Origin of the sequence: Psychrobacter sp. P11G3 (assembly GCF_001435845.1) — a bacterium.
Taxonomy (GTDB): domain Bacteria; phylum Pseudomonadota; class Gammaproteobacteria; order Pseudomonadales; family Moraxellaceae; genus Psychrobacter.
In genome coordinates, this window is record NZ_CM003596.1 from 808,537 (window position 1) to 822,198 (window position 13,662).

Here is a 13,662-nt window from a genome sequence, read left to right on the forward strand (position 1 = left end):
ATTGTATAAACATAGATAAAGGAAACAACTATGACTGAATCTACCGACAGATTAGATAGTACTAAATTGAATAGCGTTGAATCGGCTAGTACTAATATTGCTGACAAGAAGGTACCTATAGCTGTGAGTAGTACTCATCAATCGATTGACTCTAAAACCATAAATCATACGCCTAAAGCTATGTACGTGACTTCAGGCAACTCAATAACACCTAAAGATAAGTTGGACAAAATACCAAAAATGGTTGCCAATGGCAGTCGCGCTTTTATCTGGTATTTGTTGGCGATAATGGTATTAATACTTGATCAATGGACTAAGTGGTTGGCCCAAACCACATTAGCGTTCAATGACCCCGTACCGGTCATTGAACCATTTCTCAACTGGACACTCGCTTATAACTATGGGGCAGCATTTAGCTTTTTAGCCAACGCTGGCGGTTGGCAGAAATGGTTTTTCTCAGGCGTAGCTTTTGTAATGGCTATCTTTTTAACGGTTTATTTAATCAAAGCGCCACGTGCAGCCAAGCTATTATCTATGGGGTTGGCCTTAATGCTTGGTGGTGCGATTGGCAACTTAATCGATCGTTTAAGAATTGGTAAAGTGGTTGACTTTATCCATGTGCATTATGCTGATGTCTGGAATTATCCTCTTTTCAATGTTGCAGATATAGGTGTCTGTGTCGGTGTCGCATTGATTATAATTGACATGATATTTTTAGAAAGTAAGCGTAATAAATAAGCACATTGATGCCGATTATCACAAACAAAATGAACTAGCGTCGTATTCACTCTATACGGAAAAATACTTTTTATACTTGAGTATGTTTATAAAATGTGAACTGGAAGGTAATGTTACTTAGACAGGCTGGGCATTTGATGTATAGTGTCATTTGCATTTCACTATTTATCAATTTCTCAGCCTGTTTTTTTTCAGCCTACTTTTTGAACCACCACCCGGATATAAATGTAACTATGAATAAAACAACTTTTAAAATATCGAAGATGGACTGCCCTTCGGAGGAAAACCTAATCCGAATGAAATTAGAGGGCCACTCGAATATTGAACATCTTGAGTTCGACATTCCTAACCGTCAATTAACTGTGTTTCATCATGACAATATAGAAGGGATAGAGACTGCTATTCATGACCTAAAATTAGGAGACACCCTACTCTCGACCGAAACCATTGACCCCTCTGATCCCAACAATAATTTTAAAATTGATGCTGACTCTAGTCACAAAAAAGATGCTGAGCAAAGAAAGCTACTATGGATAGTGCTGGTCATTAACTTTGCTTTCTTTATTATTGAAATGAGCACGGGACTGATTTCTCGTTCGATGGGGTTGGTCGCCGACAGCTTAGATATGTTAGCAGATAGCTTGGTGTACGGAATTAGCTTATTTGCGGTCGGTGGAACGGTCATTAAGAAAAAACGGATTGCTAGAATTGCCGGATATTTTCAAATTACGCTAGCGATTCTTGGTTTTTTAGAAGTACTAAGACGTTTCTTTGGCAATGAGCAGTTACCTGACTTTTCTACCATGATAGTCATATCGATTCTTGCGCTAATTGCAAACTTGATTTGCCTCTATTTACTACAAAAATCGAAAAGCAAAGAAGGAGAAGAAGCCCATATGCAAGCCAGTATGATTTTCACTTCAAACGATGTGATTATCAATTTAGGGGTAATTGTTGCAGGGATTTTGGTTAATTGGTTACACTCTAGTACGCCTGATTTGATTATTGGTAGCATCGTATTTGCTTTAGTTATTCAGGGCGCCTTTAGAATATTGAAGTTGAGTAAGTAGCCAAGCCTAATAACTGAAGCAAATAGCTCAAGTAAGTAGCTTAATTAAACCGCTAAGTGTAAAGTAACTGGGTTTGAAGCAAATAAACATCATAAGGATATGAGACCTCAAGCAATGATTGAACAAACTTTAAATCTAGTCACCACCAAAGACCATCAGCAAGTTGCCGTTTGGCGAATAATAGATGATGAAGTCTTTGATAAGAATCTGGTGGTGGTCAACTAATTTAGGACACTAATAAAATTCAAACCTACATCGCCATTACTTATAACCCTGAGTCGAGAACGGATAATAATTATAAGCGTTGGGGCAACTTTTATGACCGCCAAGATCTGTTAGTAGGTGACGAGTTGTGTCAGGTGGTTAATTTTCAGAGACCTTCCTAAATTTTGTGTAAGTATTTAATCTAAACGTCAGTTACACAGAATCTGGGATGGTCTCTCGTATTCTTTGGTTGCCACCCTACAGCCCTGATCTAAATCCCATTGAAAAGAAGTGGGCACAGGCAAAATTTCTACGTCAAGGCTGGATGGAGAATAATCTACCTAAGCTGTTTCATGATATGGGTTGTATCTCTTTTATTCTAGACTGACTATAGTTAACTATCATATTATTATGAATCGAACAATTTAGACTAGATCCTTAATATCTATATCCAATGCATCGCAAATATCATAGGCCTTTTTGAGAGTGACATTCTTCTCTCCACGCTCGATATTTCCCATATAACTTCGATCAATATCTGCTATCTCTGCCAGCACTTCTTGAGATATTCCTTTGCTTCTGCGCACATCACGGATACGCTTTCCAAAGGCTATCATGCGTTCATCTGTCTTCATCTCACCAACCACTGCTAAAAATAGCAATACTCACAGTGGTGGGCTATAATATCCACGGGATATAGTCGGTATTATGAGGTGAGTATGAAAACAAAACTAGAGTATCAGCCAGATATAACAGAAACTAATAAGCTGATCTGTGAGAGGTACTGGTTAAGAGAAGGCGATAAACGAAGTGGTTTTATATATACCTGTAAAGAAATAGGTCAAGAGTTTGATGTTAAGCATCAGGATATACCTAGTATCGTTAAAATAAATGCTCATCTTGTCGTACTAGACTGCCAATGCATAGACTGCGGTACAACTAAGATTTGCTATACTCGCTCACAGCTAACTCGATTGGATCTTATTAGATGGCGGTGTGATGATTGCAGGGCGGCGCTTGAAAAAAGAATGGATCAAGAGTACTTAGAGTATCGTCTTAAACAAGACCGTTTAGCAGAAGAAAAGAGACAGACCGCTCTAGAGTACATCAATCAATGCCGAAGCATTCAATTAAGCAGTATTCCTTCAGTCACTGAGCTTAACGATGTGGATAAACTTCTACTCGCAGCGACTGTAGAGAGCCTAGGGGCAGATAATATAAGGAATACAGTCTCTCTACGTGACAATTTATCATTACCTTTATCACCGTTCTCTAAATTAGATGAAGAGATACTACAGCATCTTTTTAACCGAAATCTGCTCATACTCGCTTCTGAAAATAGCTACGAATACGTAACTATCAACGAAGAAAAAGAGCTAGAGATAGATTTCTATCAAGCGATCTTTGAGTTTGCTTATAGTATTGAGAATCTTACTAAAATCTTGATAAACGCTAAATCTCAGAAAAATACCAGTGCTCTAGTAGCGAATGATCAATTTAAGAACTGGTGTGAAAAGTTACAGCTAGGAGAGTGTTTAAGCTACCTGATTACTAGGTCAAGATTGAACTATCTAGCACCGCCTATTGGCGAAAAGCTAATTAGTATTCTCAGATCATGTTTAGCTGAATGCTCTGTATCAACCATGCATTATATCATTTGGAAGTCTGTGGAAAATGCTGCTGCATACGTGCAAAAACCAGGTATTACTCGAAAACATGCTTCAAATTCTGTTTCTGGTAATATAGAGAGAGTATTCAATAAAATATACAGTGGTAGTTGGAGTCACAATAAATCTTTTCGCGATGCTAGCCACCCTCAGTCTGCAATGGCCAAAATATTTTTTGATTATGTATTTGCAGTAGATGATGGTGGTTTTCACCATACTCTTGATGAGCTATTCAGCCCATATAGGTCCCAAAAAACTTTAGAGCAAGTAAGTTACGCAACTCTAGGAGATGCTAGAAGTACGAATTATTCAGTCACAATAGCTCTTGATATTAAACAATCATGATTTACCGATGTCTAAATCACTAATACAATTAAATCAGCCGAATAAGACATAGCAATGAGAGAAAGATTGTCTAGATAGAAGACTATCTGACTTGCTGAACAATTTTATTACTACTGATAGGAGCTAGTATGGAAGATTCTAAATTTGAAGCATCGATTACCGATGATCGTCCTATCCTCGTTAGCAAACAAGAAATAGAAAAGCGCCGCCGCATTAACTTTGATACTTTGGGCAGCTTCGCAGTCGATAATATTCCTATTAACCCAGATACTCAGCACATCTTTCAAGACTTTGAGGAAGGTAAAATTGCAACTAGCAAGGAAGTAAAAGCTTTGCTACATGCTCACTATACTAAGATAGCGCTCGAAGATAATTAGCTCTTATAGTTTGAGCCCGACGTTGCTAAGCTATTATAGTATTGCTTTTCACAGCCAGTATCGAAAGATGAAACATAATTAATTGTGCTATTCAATCATATTTATCAAATCATTTCACCTATGTAAGATTACTAGTCCAGTATCACTAACTCTCGTCCAGCCATCTCCGAAATAAAGAATAACTATTCTGCCCACAAACATAATAATGCTATAGCTAGTCAGCTTATTCGCTTAGTGAATAGATAAGCATTAAGACCTAATATCACCGTGGTGAATTACATCCTTGGGTCTGCTTCTATCTACACTCGCGTGCTTTAATATTACCATCATTATATCCGTGTTCATATGATTCGATATCTTGCAACTGACAATACTATGTGCAAAGACGTTAATGATAAACATGAATAGCAGAAAACTACTTTTACTTCTACCTATCTGACATAGATAAAATCTACTGGATTAGAGGATGGTACGATTGATCAAAAGTAACCATTAATAGATAGACGTAGCGAAGCGCATCATGTCCGCGTTTATAGCTTAGATAGGATGATATTAGAAAGAATGCTTCTGAAGATGTGAAAGATACCTGAAAAACTTAATTGTTATGATACCTAATTGATAGAACGACCATTATCTTTTGGATAGGTAAAAGTGATTTGTTCTGATAGGTTGTAATAATCACCGAAGTGATAGTTTTAATTTAGATGCCTACAAATAATATAGCGATGTACACTATTAGAATAAGAGGTTTCTAGCATGTCAACCTATAAGGAGATGTGTGCAGTTCATGCAGAGCACTGGCAAAAAATCCATGAGCGAATTCAATTCGAGCGGGTTCATTATTTTGAGCTGGAAAATATTCGGGTTCATCATTGCTACGAACCAATATAACTTGCTGATCAGCGAATAAAGTATTAAATAACTGTATGAGCCAATCGGTAGTTAATCGTTCGCTATCAAATACCAATTCTGCTGTATGAGTATCGTCAGATTGAGTACTAGACAATTCTTGCCACTGACTTCTGCATTCGTTTAAATACTCATTTTTATCATAAGAGAGTATATTGCTAGATGAATTTTCAGTATGACTCCCTAACTGAGTAAGCTGTTGCAGCAATGAACTTGCTTCAGTAGAAGAAAGTAAATCAGAAAAATTCATTTTATTATCGGATAGATTCATAGAGAAGACATTGATTTAATAAATACTAAAGACAAAAAACTTTAGGTAAAAAGGTAAGTAGTAAAAGAGCTTAAACAAATTTATTATCAAAAAATCTTAACATACTAGCGCTAGCAGAATATGGCACTTTCCGTTAGTATGGCAGGCAATATTATACACCGTTTTTATGAATGAGGCCGCGCATGTCAAGCACTCCAGAAACTAAACCGTCAGCACCTAACGCTGACAATAAAAAAGCGCCTGTATCTACTGGCATGCCTGAGCACATCTCCTTAGATAAGTGGGCAGACACTGGTTACGAATGGTCAGGAGAGGTCAAGCCAAGCTCGTTTGTTCGTCTTGCTACTACTTTGAGTACTGAACATGAGCAGTCAGACATACAGCTCAACGCTAACTTGTATCGTCGCAACAACGTCTTGCATTTAGCATTTACTTTGACAGGTGATGTTTGGCTAACTTGTCAGCGCTGCTTACAACCAATCGCGATAGACTTATCTGATGATTATGACATCGCGCTACTAGAAAACGATAGTCAGGTTCGCCTAGTTAAAGATGAACAAGATTATTTATTACTGGATGAAATCGTCACCGAGCAATCGCCAGAGCGTCTGTTACCATTTAAGAAGTTGGTAGAAGACGAGATCTTGCTCAAGACCCCAATGGCGCCAAAGCATGACGATTGTGAGATGTCTGTTGAGCAGTTTGGTGAGATACCAGAAGAAGAGGAAGGTGAAAATCCTTTTGCTGCTTTAGCCTCACTAAAAGGTAAACTATAAGCGCCAAAATTATCTAATCGATGCATTTAAAAAACCTTTTATCAGCTTTGTACAGAAGAGTGCGAGGCAGGGCTTTATTAATTTAATAAACATGCGTATAATGTCCGGTTTATTGCATTCGAGCAACCTGTTGCTTGCTGATAGAAACTGACTGGGTAAATTTTTTATAAAATTCAGCCTTGGTCAGTGCTTTATGTGAGTGGCAATCTATTTAACTAATGATGCTTAAGACTTAGGTTGTTGTGATTATATAGCCTCTGTCAGTATCGACTTAAGCTGAATTTCAAGCTTATCCCTTTTAAGTATAGGAGCTATATCATGGCTGTTCAAAAAAGTCGTAAAAGCCGTTCTCGTCGTGACATGCGCCGTTCACATCACCGTATGGAAATTGCTGAACTAAGCGTAGATGCTACTACTGGTGAAAAACATCGTCGTCATCACATGACTAAAGATGGTTTCTACCGTGGTCGTCAACTGTTCAAAGTCAGCCAAGACGCCTAAGACATTGGCTCTATGATAGCTTAGGCGAAGATGATAATAGTACTGGTGACTATTATTGTTTTTGCCTAGTTATTATTAGTCAATAAGCTTTGAGTTAAAAAAAGCCAAGTTATTTCGCTATCATATATTATGTGGCTGGATAACTTGGCTTTTTGTTATTTATAACTAGGCTTATTGCTTAATTCGCTTGTTATTTTTAGTAGATTTAAAAATGTGCTGATATAATCTGCTCCTTTAATTTGAGCAGCGTTACTCTTGCTGTTTGGTTTGCATCCGCTATGATAATAGTGTTTGTCAGTGTATAGTTTACTGACAATCCGTTTTCTTACATAAATACTTGAAGTAGCGGCTTTGTATAACATCTAATAATATAATACACCCCATTGTTTTTAGGGATATTTCTAATCAGATAAGGAATATTGGTTATGGCTTCTGTACCCGATATGGTAAAAAAGCAACCCGCTCGTATCGCGGTCATTTTTCCTGGACAAGGATCTCAAGCAGTCGCAATGACGAGTGAGCTTGCCGAAATCTATCCAGAGATACGTGATACATTTACCGAAGCGAGTGATGCGCTTGGTGAGGATTTGTGGGCAATCTGTCAGGACGAAGAAAAACTCAATCAAACCCAATATACTCAGCCTGCGCTTTTGACAGCTAGTATTGCTATTTGGCGTGTCCTACAACAAAAAATAGAAGAGACGCCTTGTTATCTAGCTGGTCACTCTCTAGGCGAGTACAGTGCCCTGTGTGCTGCCAATGTGATATCGCTTGGTGATGCAGTCACTTTAGTACATAAGCGCGGTCAGTTAATGCAAGAGGCCGTTGTAGGTGTCGATACTGCTATGGCTGCAGTATTAGGACTAGAAGACAACCGAGTCGAAAACCTGTGTGAACAAGCAACCGAACACGTCGAAGATGCAGTAGTCGGTGCAGCCAATTTCAATAGTCCAGGACAAGTGGTTATCTCGGGTAACGCTGCTGGTGTTAATGCTGTTATTGATAAAGTCAAAAACACGGGCAAAAAATCTGTTCCTCTAAAAGTGAGTGTGCCGTCTCATTGCGCACTTATGGAACCTGCCAGCAATGCATTGACTGAGATACTAGCGGGTATCAAGTTTGATCAGGCAACCATTCCTGTTATACAAAATCGCTATGCACGCGTTGAAACCAGTGCGGTCGGTATCAAGCAAGCATTGACCGAACAGCTGAGCGAGCCAGTACTGTGGTCAAAAACCATGCAAGAGTTAGCTGACAAGCAAATCAATATCTTAATCGAATGCGGCAGTGGTAATGTACTGAGCAATTTGGCGAAGCGTCAGGCGCAGCCAATCGCCAGCTATCCTACTGACAAGCCTGCCCGTCTAGAAAAATTATTGGAGGTGTTATCATGAGCCGTACGATTACATTAGTAACTGGCGCTAGCCGAGGTATTGGCAAGGCAGTGGCCAAGCGTTTTGCTAAAGAAGGACATTTTGTTATTGGAACTGCGACCACTGAAAAGGGCGCTGAGCTTATCGATGACTACCTTCATGATACTGGTGGTATTGGTCGTGTTTTAGACGTACGTGATACTGCTCAAATTGACAAACTGTTTGAAGAGATTGAAAGCGTCTATGGTGCGGTACAAGTATTGGTTAACAATGCAGGTATTACCCAAGATGGCCTACTGATGCGCATGAAAGATGAAGATTGGGAAAATGTTATCGATACCAATTTGACGTCAGTATATCGCATGAGTAAACGTGCTGTACGCGGTATGATGAAAGCACGCCGTGGTCGTATTATCAACATTACCTCTGTCGTCGCTCAAATGGGCAATGCAGGCCAATCTAACTATGCGGCGACCAAAGCTGGCGTAGAAGGGTTTAGCCGTACGCTTGCACGTGAGATTGGTTCACGCCAAGTGACCATCAACTGTGTGGCACCAGGCTTGATCGAAACGGATATGACAGATGAGCTTGATGAGCGCCTATTGAACTCTATGTTAGATGCTGTACCTATCAGCCGTCTTGGTCAGCCAGAAGACATCGCTGCAGCGGTACATTTCTTGGCTAGCGACGAGGCCAGCTATATTACAGGGGCTGTCATTCCTGTCAATGGCGGCATGTATATGTAGTCAATATACGAGCGTTACATAGTTATAATAAAAAACTGTGTGAACGAGTGTAAACTATAATAAAGGGTGCTATAATGACGGATACTTTTGAGTCAAAGCCCTGTATGATAACAGGGCTTTATTAGACATCAGACAGACTGTATAACATGTCATAGAGTACTCAGACAGCATTGCTAGTCTGGCAAACGCATTTTATATACCATGCTATAGCGTTTAAATAAGGCGATATAGCAGTTTATTAAAAATAATAGATGATAACGGAGTGATCTACATGAGTAATGATATCGAGCTAAGAGTAAAAGCAGCAGTAGCTGAGCAACTAGGTATGAATGTTGAAGACATCAACAACGATGCTTCATTCATGGAAGACCTAGGTGCAGATTCTTTAGACCTAGTTGAATTGGTTATGTCATTTGAAAGTGATTTTGGTATCACTATTCCTGATGAAGATTCTGCAGAGTTGACTACTGTTCAAAAAGCAATCGATTACGTACAAGCCCAACTATAATCTGCTACTTATTTAGCACATTTATAATGCCGCTTATCTGATTAGATAGGCGGTTTTTTTATGGGCGCGTGATTATTATTTTTAAACACAGCAATCGAATTTAACATTGACTACGTCAATTCAACATTATTCAACATACTATTACTATCTACATCGACTCACTTTATCTATACTCATAATAGTAAGTCGTAGAAAAAGATGCCAGTTAGACATTTAAAATATTGTTTGATTGCGCGTTTCATTAAAAGAATGACAAATAATAATATTTCAAGGAGTAGATATATGGGTATGTTTAGCTTTGCAAAAGATATCGGTGATAAGATTTTTAACCGTGATGACGAAAAGCATGATGCTAAGACAGAAACGAAAGCAGATGCCAATACACCAGTACAAAGCAGTGAGCCGAGTGCACAATCAGTTGCCAATATTTTGTTGCGCCGTATTCAGCAGCAAAACCTCAACATCAGTAACCTAAAAATTAAATATAATGGATCTACAGATACTGCAGAAATTAGCGGTAATGCCAAAACTCAAGCTGATCGTGAAAAAGCCATTATCGCTATCGGTAATGTGCAAAACGTTGCAAAAGTTATTGATAATATCGATATCGAAGAAGATGCGCCTGAATCTACGATGTATACGGTGAAGTCTGGTGACAGTTTGTCTAAGATTGCTAAAGAAGTTTATGGTTCATCTGGCGATTATATGAAGATATTCGAAGCAAACAAACCAATGTTATCTGATCCAGATAAAATCTATCCAGGTCAAGTACTACGCATTCCTAAGCCATAATGCTAAAAGAAGCGTATAGAAAAATAATATTTTAAATATGATATTCTAATAAAAAAAACCTCTTATTATTAAGAGGTTTTTTTGTATTGTACATTTCAAATAACTATTTTATTTCAGGGATATTTGATAGTCATAAAGGGATTGGTTAATTGGTTAAGCCTAGCTTATTATGCTGCTCAGTTAGAGCCCATTCGATATGCTCATCTAGCATGTCACCATGTAAAGCCAATTTGGACTTTAACTGTTCGACCACTTCTAAGCTAGCATTAGCATTGCCAAGTCCGATAGCGATATTACGTAAAAAATTCACATAGCCGGTGCGTCTAAGCGGGCTACCTTGAGTGTTCTTCATAAAGTCGGCTTCTTGCCACTGCCATAGTTCAAGCAAGCTACTATTATCCAATCCGTGCCTTGATGCGAAGTCATCAACAGTAGTTAGATTGGCATAACGATTCCATGGACAGATTAACTGACAATCATCACAGCCAAAGACCCGATTGCCAATTGCGCGTCTATATTTGGTATCGATGACGCCATCATGCTCGATAGTTAAATAGGAGATACAAGCAGAGGCGTTGAGCTCATGGGGCGCTATAATTGCTTGAGTAGGGCATATGTCAATACAAGCGCTACAACTACCGCAATGCTCCTTGACCGGTTTGTCATCGGGCAGCTCAAGGCTCAAAAATAGCTCACCGAGTACAAAAAATGAGCCAGCTTGCTTATTTATAAGTAGTGTATGTTTACCTGTCCAACCGAGACCTGCTGCATCTGCAATCGGCCGCTCAAAGATAGGCGCCGAATCGCTAAAAGGTCTAAACACAAATTCTTTTTCTGAACCGATATCCAAATGTTGCCATTCAGGGAGCATTGTTTCTATCTTCAAAGCCAATTGCTTTAAACGGCTACGCATCGTTTTATGGTAGTCACGCCCTCTTGCATAACGCGCGATGATGCCTTTATTGGGATGATCATTATCAGTCACAGCACGCGGCGTCGGTGATTGAGTTAGATAATCCATACGTACGCTGATGATGGTCTTTGCGCCTTCTACTAGCTGATCAGGATGAGCGCGCAGATCATGATTATTATGCATAAACTGCAGTTGACCCTCATAACCTTTATCTAGCCACTTCTGTAGTTGTTCAATCTGCTGAGTAAACAAAGGATGATGCACAGATAAAAAACCACAATCAGCAAATCCTAGTGCTTGTGCTTGTGCTTTGATCCACTGCTTAACATCAGCTGTAGTTGCAAATACAGTTGGATTGGTAATGGTAATTCTGTTTTTATCAGTAGGCATAGAGAGTAGGTGCTTATTAGATGGTTTTCTCGTTTGTTTTAATCAGATTATTCATATCTGACAATCAGAGATAATGTAAATACCGCTATGATAAGCCAGTGAGCAATGAGTGCAAGTATAAAAGAAAATAAACTCACATTCATATTGATACATAAGTCGAGGTAAGCTTTTGCTAAGCTGATATGAGAAATGAGCAACCAAATTTAGATAAAATAAAAAATGAGTAGAAACACCAAGGATAAGTTATGAGAAATAATACCAATTTGTCACCTATAAAAAATACAAAACCTATTGCGCTATATAGTAGTGAGCAGATTTATGCGATGGAGCAGGCTTGGTTTGCAGAGGGGTACGATAGTTTTGGTTTGATGAAACAAGCCGCTTGGCAAATGACACAGCAAATAGAGCAGATTTATGAGCGAAAAACCGTCAGTACTAGCCACTCTGCTAATACTAACGTTTATCACCGTAGTGCTCATCCACGTCGAGCAAGTATCTGGGTAGGGAAAGGTAACAATGGTGGTGATGGCTGGCTCATCGCTCATTATTTACAGCAAGTTGGTTGGCAAGTGGAAGTAATGACGGTTGGCTTTAGTAAAGATGATTTGATTATCGATGATCAATCAGTAACTTCTAAAACTCCTAGAGATAAAGATAGCGACAGTGGAAATATAACGGACGCGACAAAGGCATTACAGATAGCTTTAGCGAGCAGTTGTCACTATCAACTGTTTGAAGATATTATTAGTCACGATGATGCGGATAAAATAAACTTGCTAGCTGATGTTTATATCGATGCATTATTTGGTATTGGCTTAGATCGTGCACCAGAGGGATCCTATAAAGCAGCTATTAACGCTTTTAATAACTTTACTCAGCAAAATAACGCACTAACAATTGCAGTTGATGTTCCGAGTGGGTTAGTGGCCTCTACCGGTGAGGTATTCGAGCGAATAGCAATACAAGCTGACGTGACTCTATGTTTGATTGCGCGTAAGTTTGGTCTGCATACTAAAGATGGTACAGACTATAGCGGAGACGTAGTCGATATACCGTTGATACCTTATCAAATGGCGCTTCACCAAACAGCCAGCAATCACACGATAGTTGAGAAGAATGCCAGTCAAGTATTTGAGCCAGTTGCCACGCTGCTGACGGCTGCGCATAGTATGAAGCCACGTCGCCAGAACAGCTATAAAGGTAGCTATGGTCATGTGCTAATTATTGGTGGAAATCGCGTTGATGGCTCTCAAGGTATGGGCGGTGCTGCCATACTGTCTGCGGCCAGTACGATGGCGACAGGTGCCGGTAAAATAACGGTTGCCTGCCATGAGGCTTTTCATGGGTCACTATTGACCTCATTGCCAGATGCGATGACCATTAATCTACATGACGCCAGCGGCGTAAAAGATTTAATCAAGCAAGCCAGTGTCGTTGCCATTGGGATGGGACTTGGCCGTGACGAAAAAGCCAATGCATTATTTATTGATTATGTACAAGCTGCTATAGAGAATGAAAAATCAATTGTGATTGATGCAGATGGTCTTTATCACTTGGCATCACTGCACATGGACAATCATGAGCTAATAACAAAGCTACGAGAACACAGTACTAATCATAGGGTTTGCTTGACGCCGCATAGTGGGGAAGCAGCTAGACTACTTGATCAAAAGATAAGTAAGATTGAGTCCAATAGACTGCAAGCTATAAAACAGTGTGCCGCAATGTACGGTGGTAACTGGGTGTTAAAAGGGGCAGGATCGCTAGTGCTAGAACAAGAAGAGGGAAAAGATCAAATATACGTCTGTGATGTAGGGAATGCTGGCATGGCAACCGCTGGCATGGGTGATGTGCTATCTGGGGTGACCGCTGGACTATTGGCACAGCAAGACTTATCAGCAGAGGCGCGTAGCTTACATCAAGCAGTTCTTATACATGGGTTTGCAGGAGATGTATTAGTCAATCAAGCGAATAGCGACACCAATATATTGCTAGTAGGGCAACGAGGGCTACAAGCTCAAGATATGCCAGCAGCCATTCGTCACGTCATGCAGCTTATGATAGTTTGATCTGTGCTTTTAT

At 39.5% G+C, this 13,662-nt stretch carries 15 protein-coding genes; 12 read left to right on the forward strand and 3 right to left on the reverse strand.

The window, feature by feature from the left end:
* The first annotated feature begins 30 nt into the window (after nucleotides 1-30).
* The 3 genes from lspA (at nucleotide 31) to AK824_RS13385 (ending at nucleotide 2,400) form a co-directional block, all read left to right on the forward strand.
* Complete coding sequence (lspA, locus tag AK824_RS03375; protein ID WP_057758795.1) at nucleotides 31-738, forward strand: signal peptidase II; 708 nt, start codon at nucleotides 31-33, stop codon at nucleotides 736-738.
* A gap of 233 nt (nucleotides 739-971) precedes the next feature.
* Nucleotides 972-1,808, forward strand: a complete 837-nt coding sequence (locus AK824_RS03380) for a cation efflux transmembrane domain-containing protein (protein ID WP_057758797.1) — start codon at nucleotides 972-974, stop codon at nucleotides 1,806-1,808.
* 433 nt (nucleotides 1,809-2,241) lie between these two features.
* Complete coding sequence (locus tag AK824_RS13385; protein WP_224737862.1) at nucleotides 2,242-2,400, forward strand: transposase; 159 nt, start codon at nucleotides 2,242-2,244, stop codon at nucleotides 2,398-2,400.
* 37 nt (nucleotides 2,401-2,437) lie between these two features.
* On the opposite strand, the gene AK824_RS03385 is transcribed toward AK824_RS13385, so the two are convergent.
* Complete coding sequence (locus tag AK824_RS03385; protein ID WP_057758799.1) at nucleotides 2,438-2,647, reverse strand: helix-turn-helix domain-containing protein; 210 nt, start codon at nucleotides 2,645-2,647, stop codon at nucleotides 2,438-2,440.
* A gap of 84 nt (nucleotides 2,648-2,731) precedes the next feature.
* On the opposite strand from AK824_RS03385, the gene AK824_RS03390 reads away from it, so the two are divergent.
* Both AK824_RS03390 and AK824_RS03395 read left to right on the forward strand, forming a co-directional pair.
* Complete coding sequence (locus tag AK824_RS03390; RefSeq protein ID WP_057758801.1) at nucleotides 2,732-4,024, forward strand: hypothetical protein; 1,293 nt, start codon at nucleotides 2,732-2,734, stop codon at nucleotides 4,022-4,024.
* Between the two features lie 128 nt (nucleotides 4,025-4,152).
* Nucleotides 4,153-4,401 carry an antitoxin VbhA family protein gene (locus AK824_RS03395; RefSeq protein ID WP_057758803.1) on the forward strand — a complete coding sequence of 83 codons (249 nt, stop codon included), beginning with the start codon at nucleotides 4,153-4,155 and terminating at the stop codon, nucleotides 4,399-4,401.
* A 751-nt stretch (nucleotides 4,402-5,152) separates the two neighbouring features.
* On the opposite strand, the gene AK824_RS13785 is transcribed toward AK824_RS03395, so the two are convergent.
* Complete coding sequence (locus AK824_RS13785) at nucleotides 5,153-5,581, reverse strand: elongation factor P hydroxylase (protein WP_057758805.1); 429 nt, start codon at nucleotides 5,579-5,581, stop codon at nucleotides 5,153-5,155.
* A 182-nt stretch (nucleotides 5,582-5,763) separates the two neighbouring features.
* Here AK824_RS13785 and AK824_RS03405 point away from each other — a divergent pair, with 182 nt between their 5' ends.
* The 6 genes from AK824_RS03405 to lysM all read left to right on the forward strand — a co-directional run bounded on the left by AK824_RS03405 (nucleotide 5,764) and on the right by lysM (nucleotide 10,277).
* Nucleotides 5,764-6,357, forward strand: a complete 594-nt coding sequence (locus tag AK824_RS03405) for a YceD family protein (protein WP_057758807.1) — start codon at nucleotides 5,764-5,766, stop codon at nucleotides 6,355-6,357.
* A gap of 318 nt (nucleotides 6,358-6,675) precedes the next feature.
* Nucleotides 6,676-6,858 (forward strand): 50S ribosomal protein L32, encoded by a 183-nt coding sequence (rpmF, locus tag AK824_RS03410; RefSeq protein WP_057758809.1) that lies wholly within the window; start codon nucleotides 6,676-6,678, stop codon nucleotides 6,856-6,858.
* Between the two features lie 425 nt (nucleotides 6,859-7,283).
* Complete coding sequence (gene fabD, locus AK824_RS03415; protein WP_057758811.1) at nucleotides 7,284-8,252, forward strand: ACP S-malonyltransferase; 969 nt, start codon at nucleotides 7,284-7,286, stop codon at nucleotides 8,250-8,252.
* Nucleotides 8,249-8,977, forward strand: coding sequence for a 3-oxoacyl-ACP reductase FabG (fabG, locus tag AK824_RS03420; RefSeq protein WP_057758813.1), 729 nt, complete (start codon nucleotides 8,249-8,251; stop codon nucleotides 8,975-8,977). Before fabD ends, fabG begins: the two co-directional genes overlap by 4 nt.
* 271 nt (nucleotides 8,978-9,248) lie before the next feature.
* The gene (acpP, locus tag AK824_RS03425) at nucleotides 9,249-9,485 is read left to right on the forward strand and encodes an acyl carrier protein (RefSeq protein WP_057758815.1); all 237 of its coding nucleotides are present in this window, start codon (nucleotides 9,249-9,251) and stop codon (nucleotides 9,483-9,485) included.
* Between the two features lie 282 nt (nucleotides 9,486-9,767).
* On the forward strand, nucleotides 9,768-10,277 hold the full coding sequence (gene lysM / locus AK824_RS03430) for a peptidoglycan-binding protein LysM (RefSeq protein WP_057758817.1): 510 nt from the start codon (nucleotides 9,768-9,770) through the stop codon (nucleotides 10,275-10,277).
* 145 nt (nucleotides 10,278-10,422) lie between these two features.
* Here the strand turns inward: lysM and queG are convergent, their stop codons facing one another.
* Nucleotides 10,423-11,580: a tRNA epoxyqueuosine(34) reductase QueG gene (gene queG / locus AK824_RS03435; RefSeq protein WP_057758820.1), complete on the reverse strand. Its 1,158-nt coding sequence runs from the start codon at nucleotides 11,578-11,580 to the stop codon at nucleotides 10,423-10,425.
* Between the two features lie 245 nt (nucleotides 11,581-11,825).
* Here queG and AK824_RS03440 point away from each other — a divergent pair, with 245 nt between their 5' ends.
* Nucleotides 11,826-13,649, forward strand: a complete 1,824-nt coding sequence (locus AK824_RS03440; RefSeq protein ID WP_057758822.1) for an NAD(P)H-hydrate dehydratase — start codon at nucleotides 11,826-11,828, stop codon at nucleotides 13,647-13,649.
* The last annotated feature ends 13 nt before the right edge of the window (nucleotides 13,650-13,662 follow it).

What these genes read in the sequence shown, in the direction of transcription:
- lspA (WP_057758795.1), top strand. Translation starts at nt 31, where the DNA reads ATGACTGAATCTACCGACAGATTAGATAGTACTAAATTGAATAGCGTT.
- AK824_RS03380 (WP_057758797.1), top strand. Translation starts at nt 972, where the DNA reads ATGAATAAAACAACTTTTAAAATATCGAAGATGGACTGCCCTTCGGAG.
- AK824_RS13385 (WP_224737862.1), top strand. Translation starts at nt 2,242, where the DNA reads ATGGTCTCTCGTATTCTTTGGTTGCCACCCTACAGCCCTGATCTAAAT.
- AK824_RS03385 (WP_057758799.1), bottom strand. Translation starts at nt 2,647, where the DNA reads ATGAAGACAGATGAACGCATGATAGCCTTTGGAAAGCGTATCCGTGAT.
- AK824_RS03390 (WP_057758801.1), top strand. Translation starts at nt 2,732, where the DNA reads ATGAAAACAAAACTAGAGTATCAGCCAGATATAACAGAAACTAATAAG.
- AK824_RS03395 (WP_057758803.1), top strand. Translation starts at nt 4,153, where the DNA reads ATGGAAGATTCTAAATTTGAAGCATCGATTACCGATGATCGTCCTATC.
- AK824_RS13785 (WP_057758805.1), bottom strand. Translation starts at nt 5,581, where the DNA reads ATGAATCTATCCGATAATAAAATGAATTTTTCTGATTTACTTTCTTCT.
- AK824_RS03405 (WP_057758807.1), top strand. Translation starts at nt 5,764, where the DNA reads ATGTCAAGCACTCCAGAAACTAAACCGTCAGCACCTAACGCTGACAAT.
- rpmF (WP_057758809.1), top strand. Translation starts at nt 6,676, where the DNA reads ATGGCTGTTCAAAAAAGTCGTAAAAGCCGTTCTCGTCGTGACATGCGC.
- fabD (WP_057758811.1), top strand. Translation starts at nt 7,284, where the DNA reads ATGGCTTCTGTACCCGATATGGTAAAAAAGCAACCCGCTCGTATCGCG.
- fabG (WP_057758813.1), top strand. Translation starts at nt 8,249, where the DNA reads ATGAGCCGTACGATTACATTAGTAACTGGCGCTAGCCGAGGTATTGGC.
- acpP (WP_057758815.1), top strand. Translation starts at nt 9,249, where the DNA reads ATGAGTAATGATATCGAGCTAAGAGTAAAAGCAGCAGTAGCTGAGCAA.
- lysM (WP_057758817.1), top strand. Translation starts at nt 9,768, where the DNA reads ATGGGTATGTTTAGCTTTGCAAAAGATATCGGTGATAAGATTTTTAAC.
- queG (WP_057758820.1), bottom strand. Translation starts at nt 11,580, where the DNA reads ATGCCTACTGATAAAAACAGAATTACCATTACCAATCCAACTGTATTT.
- AK824_RS03440 (WP_057758822.1), top strand. Translation starts at nt 11,826, where the DNA reads ATGAGAAATAATACCAATTTGTCACCTATAAAAAATACAAAACCTATT.